13 protein-coding genes are annotated in these 12,357 nt (G+C 70.7%); 3 read left to right on the top strand and 10 right to left on the bottom strand.

Annotated features, from left to right (window positions below; translation table 11 throughout):
• Positions 1–36 precede the first annotated feature (36 nt).
• The 8 genes from ACFOY2_RS35680 to ACFOY2_RS35715 form a co-directional block, all read right to left on the bottom strand.
• Entirely contained in the window at positions 37–417 is a 381-nt protein-coding gene (locus ACFOY2_RS35680; RefSeq protein WP_379532518.1) for a VOC family protein, read from the bottom strand.
• Between the two features lie 16 nt (positions 418–433).
• A complete protein-coding gene (locus ACFOY2_RS35685) occupies positions 434–1,849 on the bottom strand; it encodes an NAD(P)/FAD-dependent oxidoreductase (protein ID WP_379532519.1) in 1,416 nt (471 codons plus the stop codon).
• A complete protein-coding gene (locus tag ACFOY2_RS35690; protein ID WP_379532520.1) occupies positions 1,846–2,955 on the bottom strand; it encodes an ABC transporter ATP-binding protein in 1,110 nt (369 codons plus the stop codon). Before ACFOY2_RS35690 ends, ACFOY2_RS35685 begins: the two co-directional genes overlap by 4 nt.
• Positions 2,942–3,736: an ABC transporter permease gene (locus ACFOY2_RS35695; protein ID WP_379532521.1), complete on the bottom strand. Its 795-nt coding sequence runs from the start codon at positions 3,734–3,736 to the stop codon at positions 2,942–2,944. The genes ACFOY2_RS35690 and ACFOY2_RS35695 overlap by 14 nt, the downstream gene beginning before the upstream one ends.
• Positions 3,733–4,605: an ABC transporter permease gene (locus ACFOY2_RS35700; RefSeq protein WP_379532522.1), complete on the bottom strand. Its 873-nt coding sequence runs from the start codon at positions 4,603–4,605 to the stop codon at positions 3,733–3,735. The genes ACFOY2_RS35695 and ACFOY2_RS35700 overlap by 4 nt, the downstream gene beginning before the upstream one ends.
• Before the next feature lie 6 nt (positions 4,606–4,611).
• Entirely contained in the window at positions 4,612–5,730 is a 1,119-nt protein-coding gene (locus tag ACFOY2_RS35705) for an ABC transporter substrate-binding protein (protein ID WP_379532523.1), read from the bottom strand.
• A 34-nt stretch (positions 5,731–5,764) separates the two neighbouring features.
• Positions 5,765–6,343, bottom strand: a complete 579-nt coding sequence (locus tag ACFOY2_RS35710) for a helix-turn-helix domain-containing protein (protein WP_379532524.1) — start codon at positions 6,341–6,343, stop codon at positions 5,765–5,767.
• 113 nt (positions 6,344–6,456) lie between these two features.
• The gene (locus tag ACFOY2_RS35715) at positions 6,457–7,350 is read right to left on the bottom strand and encodes an SDR family oxidoreductase (protein ID WP_379532525.1); all 894 of its coding nucleotides are present in this window, start codon (positions 7,348–7,350) and stop codon (positions 6,457–6,459) included.
• 89 nt (positions 7,351–7,439) lie between these two features.
• Between ACFOY2_RS35715 and ACFOY2_RS35720 the strand changes: the two genes are divergently transcribed.
• Genes ACFOY2_RS35720 through ACFOY2_RS35730 form a run of 3 tightly spaced genes read left to right on the top strand, consistent with a single transcriptional unit; the run spans position 7,440 to position 10,225 of the window.
• Positions 7,440–8,597, top strand: a complete 1,158-nt coding sequence (locus ACFOY2_RS35720) for a 4-hydroxybenzoate 3-monooxygenase (protein WP_379532526.1) — start codon at positions 7,440–7,442, stop codon at positions 8,595–8,597.
• Entirely contained in the window at positions 8,591–9,886 is a 1,296-nt protein-coding gene (locus ACFOY2_RS35725; protein WP_379532527.1) for a lyase family protein, read from the top strand. The genes ACFOY2_RS35720 and ACFOY2_RS35725 overlap by 7 nt, the downstream gene beginning before the upstream one ends.
• A 27-nt stretch (positions 9,887–9,913) precedes the next feature.
• Positions 9,914–10,225: a DUF6401 family natural product biosynthesis protein gene (locus tag ACFOY2_RS35730; RefSeq protein ID WP_379532528.1), complete on the top strand. Its 312-nt coding sequence runs from the start codon at positions 9,914–9,916 to the stop codon at positions 10,223–10,225.
• Positions 10,226–10,237: 12 nt separating this feature from the next.
• Here the strand turns inward: ACFOY2_RS35730 and ACFOY2_RS35735 are convergent, their stop codons facing one another.
• The gene (locus tag ACFOY2_RS35735; RefSeq protein WP_379532564.1) at positions 10,238–11,020 is read right to left on the bottom strand and encodes a mechanosensitive ion channel family protein; all 783 of its coding nucleotides are present in this window, start codon (positions 11,018–11,020) and stop codon (positions 10,238–10,240) included.
• A 116-nt stretch (positions 11,021–11,136) separates the two neighbouring features.
• Positions 11,137–12,336 (bottom strand): non-homologous end-joining DNA ligase, encoded by a 1,200-nt coding sequence (gene ligD, locus ACFOY2_RS35740; protein WP_379532529.1) that lies wholly within the window; start codon positions 12,334–12,336, stop codon positions 11,137–11,139.
• Between the last annotated feature and the right edge of the window lie 21 nt (positions 12,337–12,357).

The raw sequence follows: 12,357 nt of genomic DNA on the forward strand, positions 1-12,357 counted from the left end.
GATCTTCAGCGTGCCACGGCCGTGGCACGCTGAAGGTCACGGCCAGACCTTGGCCTCGGCCTCGAACACCGCGCGGTCGCTCTCCACGGGCAGCACGCACAGCAGGTGGCCGCCGGGCGCGCGCAGGGTGCGGCACTCCTGCCAGCGAGAGACCTCGCTCGCGCCGAGCGCCACCAGCCGCGCGGTCTCGGCATCGACGTCGTCGGTCTCGAAGTCGATGTGCATGCGCGGCTCGTCGTCGACCGACTGAACGGCCGCCAGCGGGCCGGACATGGCGCCGTGCAGCGAGGTGAACTGCTCGTAGCCGGGTAGCGGCTCGGCCGTGGCCCCGAGGGCCGCGGCCCAGAAGGCCGCCGCGCGGGCGGCCTCGGGCTCGGGGGTGTCGATCAGGAGGGCGTACACACGACTGCGATGCATGATGATCAGCTTAGCCTCAGCGGCCGGAGATCAGGTTGGCCAGCCGGGCGTAGGCGGAGGTGGTGTTGCCTCGGTCGTTCTCGTGCCGGTCGGCGGCACGGAAGAGGGCGTAGATGAGCTGCACGCCGCTCCAGCGCAGCGGCTCCGGCTCCCACTGGCGCACCTGCCGCCCCACCCAGGGCAGCGTGGTCAGTTCGGTGTCGCGGCGCAGCACCAGGTCGCGCAGCGTGCGCCCGGCCAGGTTCGTGGTGGTGACGCCGCTGCCGACGTAGCCGCCCGCCCAGCCGAGGCCGCTGGCGTGGTCCAGGTGCACCGTGGAGCACCAGTCCCTGGGCACGCCGAGCACGCCGCACCAGGAGTGCTGGATGCGCGCGTCGGCCGCCTCGGGGAAGAGCTTGATCAGCATCCGCCACAACAGCGCGACCGTCTGCGGCTGCGTGGCACCCCGCGTGTCGGTACGCGAGCCGTAGCGGTAGGGCACCCCGCGCCCGCCGATGGCGATGCGGTCGTCGGCCGTGCGCTGGGCGTAGATGTAGGCGTGCGCCTCGTCCCCGAGCAGCTCCCGGCCGCTCCAGCCGAGGTGCTTCCACACCTCGGCGGGCAGCGGCTCGGTGACGATCATGGAGCTGTTCATCGGCAGCCACTGACGGTGCTGGCCGGTCAGGGAGGCGGTGAAGCCCTCGGTGGCGCGGATGACGTACTCGGCCGTGACGGCGCCGCGCGGGGTGAGCGCCGAGGCCCGTCCGCCCTGGCGGGGCCTGATCTCGGTCACCGGCGTGTTCTCGAAGATGTCCACGCCCAGCGCCGCGACCACGGCGGCCAGGCCGACGGCCAGCTTGGCGGGCTGGATGCGGGCGCAGTGCGGGGAGTAGGAGGCCGCGAGGGTGCCCGCGGCCCGCACCCGCTCGTGCTGCTCGTCTCGGTCGAGCAGGCGCAGGTCCTCCTCGCCGTACCCCCAGGCGCGCAGGTCCGCGATCTCCTCGCGGAGCCGGCGGCGCTGGGCCGGGTTCGTGGCGACGTGCATCAGGCCGCCCTTGTGGATGTCGGCGTCGATGCCCTCCGCCCGGGTCACCTCGATGACCTCGTCCACACCCCGGAACATGGCGTGCTGCAGGTCGATCATCGCCTGCCGCCCGCGTGCCTTGGCGTGCCGCCGGCGCGACCCGGCGAACTCGGCCGACAGCCACCCGCCGTTGCGCCCGGACGCGCCGAACCCGGCGAACTCCTTCTCCAGGATCGCGATCCGCAGGCCGGGGTCGGCCTTCTTCAGGTAGTAGGCGGTCCACAGGCCGGTGTAGCCGCCGCCGACGATCGCCACGTCGTAGTCGCGCGGCCCCGGCAGCGCGGGACGCCGATCGGGCAGGCCGATCTGGCGGTACCACCAGGAGACGCCACCGTTGGCGAAGTCCTTGGCTAGCGGGATGTCTTTCATGTCAGCACAGCCTCCACATCGGGCGAGTCGGGTAGCAGGACGGAGTCGGCGACCCGCCAGGTGAGCGTGACCTCGTCGCCCCCGCGGGCGTCGCTGAGGTGTCCGGCCTGCTCGCGTACCAGCGCGGCCGAGCCGTCGGGCAGCCGCAACTCGAGTTTCCTGCTGGAGCCAAGGTAGATCTCGCCGGTGACAGTGGCCGGCAGGGCGTTCCATCCGGGGTCGGGGGCGAACCCCGCCTTGCGGACGGCCAGCCGCTCCGGGCGCACGACCAGCGCCCCCTTCGTGTCCTCCAGCGTGCCGGGGGCCCGCAGCAGCCGCGCGCAGACGCCGATGCCCTCGGGCGTGACCTCGCCGCGCAGGATCGTCGACTCACCGAGGAAGCGGGCCACGAACAGGGTGGCGGGCCGCTCGTACAGCTCGTCGGCGGGGCCGACCTGCTCGATGCGTCCGCCGTTGAACACCGCGACGCGGTCCGACAGCACCAGCGCCTCGTCCTGGTCGTGGGTGACGTACACGAACGTGGTGCCGAGCTCGCCGTGGATGCGCTTGATCTCCAGTTGGAGCCAGTCGCGCAGTTTCTTGTCCAGGGCGCCCAGCGGCTCGTCCATGAGCAGCACGCGCGGGCTGTAGACGATGGCCCTGGCGACCGCGACGCGCTGCTGCTGGCCGCCGGACAGCTCGCGTGGGTAGCGGTGGCCGTACTCGCCGAGGTGGACGGTGGCCAGCGCGGCGGCGACCAGTTCGGCCCGCCGCTCCTTGGGCACTTTGCGCTGTTTGAGCGGGTAGGCGATGTTGTCGGCGACCGTCATGTGCGGGAACAGGGCGTAGTGCTGGAAGACCATGCCCATGTCCCGTTTGTGCGCGGGCGTCGCGCCGATGGCGGTTCCGTCCACGGTCAGGTCGCCGGAGCTGGGCCGGTCGAAGCCGGCGATGATGTTCAGCGTGGTCGTCTTGCCCGAGCCGCTCGGCCCGAGCAGCGTGATGAACTCGCCCGGTTTGATCGACAGCGACACCTCGTCGACGGCGACGAAGCCGCCGTAACGCTTGGTGAGGCCGGTCAGCTCGATGCCGGCGCCGCGCGAGGCGAGATCGTTACTGAGGGGCACGTGACCTCCTGGCGACGAAGAAGGTGGCGGCCAGCACGAGGCTCGTGGTCAGCACGATGATCATCGTGGCCGCCGCTGCGATGGTCGGATCGGTCTCGCGGGTGACGCTCGCGTACATCTTGACCGGCAGCGTCTGCAGATAGGGGCTCTGGATGAACAGCGAGACGACCACCTCGTCGAAGCTGGTGACGAAGGCGAACAGCGCCCCCGCGGCCACGCCGGGCGCGACCAGCGGCAGCGTCACCGTGCGGAAGGCAGTCCAGCGTCCCGCGCCGAGGCTGGCCGCCGCGCTCTCCAGCCGCCGGTCGAAGCCGCTCAGCGCGGCGGTCACCGGGATCATCACGAACGGCAGCGCGAGCACGGTGTGCGCCATGACGAACCCCGCCAGCGTGCCGACGAGCTGCAACTTCAGGAACACGGCGTAGACGCCGATGGCCAGTACGACGCCCGGAACGATCATCGGGGCCAGCATCGAGCCCTGGACCAGCGCGAGCCCGCGCATCCTGGCTCTGGTCAGGCCGAGCGCCGCCGCCGTGCCGAGCGTGGTGGCCACGATGGTGACCAGCAGGGCCACCTGGATCGAGGTCCACAGGGCCGACACCCAGGCGGAGTCGCTGAAGAAGTGCTCGTACCAGCGCAGGGAATAGCCGTCGGGCGGGAACTTGAGCGAGGCCTTCGAGGTGAGGCTGAGCGGCACGACGACCAGCGCGGGCGCGACCAGCCACACCCCGACCAGCACGCAGAACGCCCACAACACCCCGCGGCCCGCACGCGCGCTCATCCGGTGACCCGCTTTCCCACGCGGCGCAGGGTCAGCCCCAGCATCGCGATCATGGCCAGGGTGAGCCCGAGCAGCACCACGCCCATGGCGCCGCCGCGTCCCCACTTGAGCAGCCCGTTGACCTGCGTGAAGATCTGCTGCGAGAGCAGCGCGTCGGTCGGCGAGCCGAGCAGGGCCGGGGTGACGTAGAAGCCGAGCGCGCTGATGAACACGGTCAGGCAGCCCGCCGACACCCCCGGGAGCGAGAGCGGCACGTAAACGGTGAAGAACGCCTTGACGGGGCGCGCCCCCAGGCTGCCCGCCGCAGTGATCAGGCGCCGGTCGATCCCGCTCATCACCGCGTACAGCGGCAGCACCATGAACGGCATCAGGAGCTGAACCATCCCGATCACGACGCCCGTCTGGGTGCGGATCAGGTTGAACGGCCCCAGCCCGACCAGCCCGAGCGCGTCGTTGACCACGCCGGTGTCCTGCAGCAGGATCACCCACGCGAACGTGCGCACCATGAGGCTGGTCCAGAACGGCACCAGCACCAGCAGCGTCAGCACCACCCTGGCCCGCGTCCCGGCGATCGTCATCGCGTACGCGTACGGGTAGGACAGGGCCAGCGCGATCACCGTCACCCACAGCGCTGTGGTGAACGTGCGGCCCAGCACGCGCAGGTTCTGCGCCTCACCGAAGAACCAGGTGAAGTTCGCCACGCCCGGCGCGGGGTCGGTGAACGCGCTGATCACCATCGAGATCAGTGGATAGAGGAAGAAGACGGCGAGCGCGATCAGCGCGGGCAGGACCAGCAGCGCCGGGCGGCGTTCTGGCTCCGCCTGGCGCGTGGCCGCCGACGGCGCGACCGCCTGGAGGGTTCCGGCCATCGGGGATCAGCCGCCGAGCCAGGCCGACCACTTCTCGATCATCTCCGGCTGGTGTTGCGCCCACCACTTGGAGTCGATCTTGAGTGCCTTCTCCGCCGTCCCCGGGCCCGTCGTCAGGAACGACTTGCCGAGCTCGTCCAGGTTCGGCTTGGCGTCGGTGTTGATCGGCGAGTACGACGTCAGCTCGGTCAGCTTGGCCTGCTGCTGCGCGCCCAGGTAGTAGTTGATCAGGGCCATCGACGCCTTGGGGTTCTTGGCGTTCTTCGGCACGGTCAGCGAGTCCATGACCGGCATCCACTGGTCGAAGCTCACCTGGAACGGCGCGCCGTTCTTGACGGCCGCATACGCCCGGCCGCTCCAGATCATCGCCAGGTCCACCTCGCCGGACTCCACGAGTTGCTGGGCCTCGGCGCCGGTCTTCCAGAAGACCAGGTTGGGACGGATCGACTGCAGCTTCTTGGTGGCCCGGTCCACGTCCAGCGGGTAGAGCTGGTCGGGAGCGACGCCGTCGGCGACCAGCGCGGACTCGAACGGCCCTGGGGCCGAGTCGCCGGGGTTGCCGGAGATGGCGCGTTTGCCGGGGAACTTCGTGGTGTCGTAGAAGTCCTTCCAGCCCTTGGGCGGGTTCGCGCCGAACTTGTTCTTGTTGTAGGCCAGCACCATGCCGTACTGCATCGCCGGGACGGTGCACTCGCCCGCCAGCCCCTCGGGGATCTTGGACTTGTCGATGATCGTGTAGTCGAGCGGCTGCAGCAGGGTGCCGCACTGCGCCTCGGCCCAGATGGAGTCGGCGTCGATGACGTCCCAGGTGACGTTGGAGGAGTCGACCTGGGCCTTGATCTTGGCGTAGTCGGTGGGGCCGTCCTGCAGGATCTTGGCGCCTGACTCCTGGGCGAAGGGGTCGACGGCGGCCTTCTGCTGGCCCTCCTGGTAGACGCCTCCGTAGGAGACGAAGCTCATGTTGAGGCCGCTGAGCGCGTCCTTCTTGACGGTGCCGGCGGCGGCGGGTCCTGAGCCGAGGTCGATCGAGGCAGGCGCGGTCGAACCGGCGCCGCAGGCCGTCGCCAGCAGCAGCGAGGCCGCGACGGCGGCCGTACCGGCCAGTCGCGCCGAGTGCTTCGGCATGGGTTACCCCCTTGTCGCGGGTGTTTCGTGGGGTTCAGGCTGATGGAGTGGGCGGGCTCACCACCCACAGGACCTCAGCGGTCTCATCGTTCTCGTTGACGACGCGGTGGGGGACGGAGGTGCGGTATTCGACGCTGTCTCCCTGCTCCAGCACGTGCGCGGCGGCCGAGCCCGCGGGGCCGAGCCAGAGGGTGATCCGGCCGCGGAGCACGAGGAAGATCTCTTGGGCGTCGCCGTGGGTGTAGGGCTCGTCCCCGGTCGACGAACCCGGTTCGAACTCCCCCGCGTACATCTCCATGTTCTGGAGCGGGCGCTGGGAGATCAGGAACTTGCGCGCACCGGGGCCGGTGGGCAGCTCCGGACGCTGAGCTCGGCGCACCACGCGGTGGCCGACGTCGTCCTCCTCACTGAACAGATCCGCGATCGTGAGCCCGAGCGCCGAGGCGATCCGCCTGAGCATGCCAACACTGGAGCTGGTCTGCCCCCGCTCCAACTGGCTGATGAAGCTGGCGCTCGCCCCTGCCTGGGTCGCGAGTGCGCGCACGGTCATGTGGCGCATATTGCGGTAGGCACGGATGCGTGCACCCAAGCGGGTGTTCTCCGACATCGTCATCGAACCTCTCGAATGGCTGCACTGAACAAGTTGTTAAGTAGCAATGAAAGGACCGTACACATGCCAGCGAACGACAAACAAGAGGGCATCGCGTAACGAGCGGGTAAAAGCGGTCAGCCGCGGGTCGGGCGCTCGTATCCCTCGTCGCCCCCGTACACGTGCAGGTCCGGGTCGTACTCCGGCTGGTTGGCCGGGCTGGTGGGAGAGGCGGTGTGCTCGGAGGCGAAGTCGTCGGAGGGGTCGGGCGGCGGCGGGAACAGGTAGTCGTGCCAGGTGATCTCGCCCTTGGGGGTGGCGTCGGTGAGCAGGTCGCCGGCGCGCTGGGCCGCGTACAGGCGGCCCGGATAGCGGACGGGCGGGCAGGGGCGGCGCAGGTCCCTGGCCCGCAGCCACGTCTTGACCAGCTCTTCGGTGTCGATGACCTGGGGGCCGCCGTACTCGATCTCGGTGCGCAGGGGGCCGCCGGCGAACAGGCCCGCCACCCGCGCGGCGACCTCGCCCGAGTGCACCGGCTGCCAGGGCAGCGAGCGGTCCACGGGCAGCGCGGGCAGCGCGCTGAAGTCCTTGAGCCGCCGGTCGAGCGACTGGTGGAACGGCGTGGCGCGCAGGACCGTCCAGCCCAGGCCGCTCTCGGCGATCAGGCGCTCGGCCTCCAGCTTGTGGGCCAGGTAGCCGACGGCGGCGCGGTCGGAGCCGACGACCGAGGTGAACAGCAGGTGCGGCACCCCGGCGGCGTGGGCGGCGGCGATCAGCATGCGGGTGCCCGGCACGTCCACGACGCCGCGCCCTCTGGGGCCGCTGGTGGCCAGGTGCGCGATCGCGTCGACCTCGCGCAGGGCCTCGTCCAGGCCCTTGCCGGAGACGAGGTCGCCCCAGATCCACTCGACGTGGGCGGTGCTGTCACGCTTGGCGCGGCTCAGCGCCCTTACCTGGTAGCCCTCCTTGACCAGCGCGGGCACGAGGGCGCCGCCCAGCGTCCCGGTGGCTCCCGTGACCAGAATGCGCATGTCGGGCCCCTACCCGGGAATTTCCGAAAATGTCCGATCGGGACCGCCCTCCTTGTCCATGGAGCGGTTGAGGCAGGATGCTTGCCCTCATGCGTACTCAGGTCGGGATCATCGGGGCGGGCCCCGCCGGGCTGCTCCTGTCTCATCTGCTCCACCTGCGCGGCATCTCCTCCGTGGTGCTGGAGAAACGCAGCCGCGACTACGTCGAGCGGCGCGTGCGGGCCGGCGTGCTGGAGCAGGGCACGGTGGACACGCTGGTCGAGGCGGGCGTCGGCGAGCGGATGAAACGCGAGGGGCTGCCGCACCACGGCATCGAGCTCAGGTACGGCGGCGCCGGGCACCGCATCGCCTTCGAGCGGCTCGTCCCCGGCAGGTCCATCACCGTGTACGGGCAGCAGGAGGTGGTCAAGGACCTGATCGCGGCCCGGCTGGCGGCAGGCGGCGACATACGCTTCGAGGTCGAGGACGTGGCCGTGCACTCGCCGCAGTCGCAGCCGTACCTGACGTTCGGCGGCCAGCGGCTCGACTGCGAGATCGTCGCCGGCTGCGACGGCTTCCACGGCGTGTCACGGCCGTCCATTCCCGAGGGCGTTCTGAGCGTCTTCGAGCGGGACTATCCCTTCGCCTGGCTCGGCATCCTGGCCAGGGTGGCGCCGTCGTCGCAGGAGCTCATCTACACCAGGACCGAGCGCGGCTTCGCGCTGCACAGCATGCGCTCGCCCACGGTCAGCCGCTTCTACCTGCAGGTTCCCGCGGACGCCAGGGAGGAGGAGTGGCCGGACGAGCGGATCTGGGCCGAGCTGAAGGCCCGCCTGGAGACCGTGCCCGGCTTCACGCTGACCACTGGCGAGATCATGGAGAAGGGCGTCACGCCGATGCGCGCCTTCGTCGTCGAGCCCATGCAGTACGGGCGGCTCTACCTGGCCGGCGACGCCGCCCACATCGTGCCGCCCACCGGCGCCAAGGGGCTCAACCTGGCCGTGGCCGACGTCCGCGTGCTGACCGAAGCCCTGGCGGCCTACTTCGAGCGCGGCTCGGCCGAACTGCTCGACGGCTACTCCGCGGCGTGCCTGAAGCGGGTGTGGCGGGCGCAGCACTTCTCGTGGTGGATGACGACGCTGCTGCACACGTTCGAGGACGACGACCCGTACGCGCGGCGGCTGCAACTGTCCTACCTGGACTACGTGACCTCCTCGGAAGCGGCGGCGACGACGCTGGCGGAGAACTACGTTGGAATGCCATGGTGAACGACCCCGACGGCGGGCATCGCACGCCCTCCCACGCCGGCGACCCCGACAGCGGGCATACCGCGCCCTCCCACGCCGGCGACTCCGGCGGCGGGCTCCTGGCGCCCGTGCGCGCCGGCACCCGGGTGGAGGCGATCACCTCCGACGCGGCCTGGCTGCACGCCATGCTGGAGGCCGAGGCGGCGCTGGCCCGCGCGCAGGCCCGGCTTGAGCTCATCCCGCACGACGCGGCGGCGGCCATCGCGCGCACGGCTGACCTGCTGGTCCTCGACCCTGCCGACCTGGCCAGGCGGGCCAGGAAGTCGGCCAGCCCCGTCGTCCCGCTCGTGGCCGACCTGCGCCAGGCCGTGCCAGGGGCGGCCGAGTACGTGCACCGGGGCGCGACCAGCCAGGACATCCTCGACAGCGCTGCCATGCTGGTGGCCACGCGGGCGGTACGCGGCATCGTGGGCGATCTGGGCGCGATCATGCGGGATCTGGGCGAGCTGGCCGAACAGCACAGAGACACGCCAATGGCCGGCCGGACGCTGGGGCAGCAGGCGGTGCCGACCACGTTCGGGCTGAAGGCGGCCGGGTGGCTGGCCGGGCTCATGCGGGCCCGCGCGCGGCTACGCGAACTGCGTCTACCCGCCCAACTCGGCGGGGCCGCAGGCACCCTGGCGGCCTTCACCTCACAACCCGGCCAAGCCGCAGACGCACAGACCACCCCACCGACACAACCCAGCGGGGCCGCGGGGGCGCAGGCGGCGCTTGCCTCGTCCGAGCGTGTGTTCGCGCTGGTGGAGGTGTTCGCCGAGGAGCTGGGGCTGGCCGTGCCCTCGGCGCCGTGGCACGCCGAACGCTCCGTGGTCGCCGACCTGGGCGCCGCGCTCGCCGGCACGGCCCGCGCGCTCGGCAAGGTGGCCTCCGACGTGATCCTGCTGGCCCAGACCGAGGTCGGCGAGGTGGCCGAGTCCTCGGAGGGGAGTTCGTCGGCCATGCCGCACAAGCGCAACCCGGCCCTGTCGGTCATGATCCGCTCCGCCGCGCTGCAGGTGCCCGTGTACACGCAACTGCTCGGGCAAACCGGAGAGCACGAGCGGGCCGCGGGCGCCTGGCAGGCGGAGTGGCTACCACTGCGCGAGGCGCTGCGCCTGACGGGCGGGGCGGCCGAAACCGCCGCCGAACTGGTCGCAGGGCTGCGGGTGTTCCCCGAGCGGATGCGGGCCAACATTCAGATCGGAACGGACGTCGGCGCGGCCCCCGAACTCGTCGACCGCATCCTCGCGCAGTACCGCGAAGGCCGCTGACCTTGGGTGATGCTTTAAGGTTGCCTGGTGGTTTTCGAGGACGGCTGGGCGGCTTCGCCCCTGCGATGGTTGATGGGTTCGCTGGGCGAGTCGCAGCTTGCGCGCATGGACGCCGACCCCGGGCTGGTGGCCGCGGTCGACCAGCACGTGGCGGTGCTGCGTGACGCCATCCCGCTGGACCGGGAGACGCTGGTCGACTACCTCCTGGGCTTCCTCGACGAACTGCGCCATCGCGGCTGGGTCTTCAGCGGCGAGTCCGACGCGCCGGCGCTGCGGCTGACGGCGGTGTGCTGGCTGGCCCGCGAGCTGGGCTTCCTGGAGGACGGCAACCCCGCGTGATCCGATGAGCCCTCAATCGGGTGGGAACTCCGACGCGCGGTGGGCGCCGCCCGGTGTCGGACGGGTGGGCGGGGTCTCCTCGGCCATCGACCGGGCGTCCTCACGGCCGCGCTGATATGCCTCGGCATGCGCCCTGGCCTGCGGTGCCTCCTGTTCGATGCGGGCGATCCAGCGTTCCCAGCGCTCCTGCATGGGCCGTATGAGACCGCCGCCGACGCCGATCGCGATGATCGCGCCGACGGTGGCGAGGAACGTGATCAGGACGGGTGTCGTGACGGTGGTGGCCACGCCGATCTGGTTGAGCGCGGCGATGATGCCCAGCGCCCAGATGAAGATCGCCGCGACGGTCGCCACCCAGCGGCCGTAGGACAGCCCTCCGAGCGCGCCGTCCAGGATGTCCTTGACGGCTTTGGCCACGGCTCCGGCCACCACGATGATCACGATGGCGACGATGGCCTTGGGCAGCCACGCCACCACGCCGGCGAGCAGCAGCGAAATCGGGTTCGGCCCGAAGACGCCGAAGGCGAGTTGCAGGGTGATCAGCAGGATCGCATAGAAGACGATCCTGGCGAGCAGGCTGCTGGCGGTGTACCTGCTGCGTTCCAGCCACCGATGCACCCCGCTGCGCTCCACGGCCCGCTCGAAGCCGATGCGTTCGAGCAGCTTGTCGACGATCTTCTCCAGCGCCTTGGCCACGATCCAGCCGATGATGAGCACCACGATGAACGCGACGAGCTTCGGCACGAACGTCGCCACCGCTCGCCAGGCGTCCGTGAGGCCCTGGCCGATGTTGATGTCCACGGTTCCCTCCCCCGAGGAGCCCTTGCCACGGCGCTACCCACCCGGAATCGGTATATGCACGCAGTGCACTCGAAAGTTCACATAAGGCAACATTTCCCCCATGGGACGCCTCACTCAGGTTGGTGGGCGCCGTGCCAAGGGTCGTAGTCGACTTCAAGCGCCTCCTGCGCCGGCCGCTCCCCCTCGGGAACGTGCTGCAGGTTGACCCGAACCCGGTACCAGACGCTGCTGCGCCCCCGCATCGCGTCCACCAGCACGTCGGCCGGCTCCAGCTTGGCCGCCACCTCGGAGTGCCGGGCCTTCCATCGCTCGAACCCGGCCATGGCCTCGTCCTGGTGCTGGGCGCGGGCGATCTCGATGAGGGGCATCGTCTGCTGCCTGCGCCCCTCGCCCTTGGGCGGCTTGGGCGCGGGCCCGAGCTCCTCGGCCAGCTCCAGCAGCCCGTCGAGGGAGCCGGCGTGCTGATCGATGTCGGCCCAGGGATCACCGCGCTCGGCCAGCCGCCCCGGCACCGTCTCGATGGTGAACGCCTCGGGCCTGCACCCCGGCACCTCGTCCCAGGACAGCGGCGTGGACACGCGGGCGTCGGCCACGGCCCGCACGGAGTAGGCGGAGGCCACGGTGCGGTCGTAGGCGTTCTGGTTGAAGTCGACGAACACCCCGTGCCGCTCCTCCTTCCACCACCGGCTGGTGGCCAGGTCGGGGGCGCGCCGCTCGACCTCGCGCGCCACCGTCTCTGCCGCCTTGCGCACCTTGGCGAACGGCCAGCGCCGCTCAATCCGGGCGTAGACGTGGAAGCCCCGCGACCCGGACGTCTTGGGCCAGGCCACCAGCCCATAATCGGCCAGCACCTCCCGCGCCACCTGCGCCGTCCTGAGCACGTCGGACCACTCGACGCCGGGCACCGGGTCGAGGTCGATGCGGAGCTCGTCGGGCTTGGAAAGGTCGTCGAGGCGCACCGGATGCGGGTTGAGGTCGACACACCCGAGGTTGACCACCCACAACAACTGGGCCAGATCGGTGCAGACCACCTCTTCCGCGCTCAGGCCCGAGCGGTACTTCAGCTCGGCCACCTCTATCCAGTCGGGCCGCTTGGCGGGCGCGCGCTTCTGGAAGAAAGCCTCCTCCTCGATGCCCTTCACATACCGCTTGAGCACCATCGGCCGCCCGTGGACCCCGCGCAGCGCCGCGTCGCCCACGGCCTGGTAGAAGTGGATCAGGTCGAGCTTGGTGTGACCGCTCTTCGGGAAGAGCACTTTGTCGGGGCTGGTGATGCGGACCTCACGTCCGGCGACCTCGATGTCGGGCATGGGCTCACCCTACGCGGGCCC

Source organism: Nonomuraea purpurea, from assembly GCF_042650645.1.
Classification (GTDB): Bacteria; Actinomycetota; Actinomycetes; order Streptosporangiales; family Streptosporangiaceae; genus Nonomuraea; species Nonomuraea purpurea.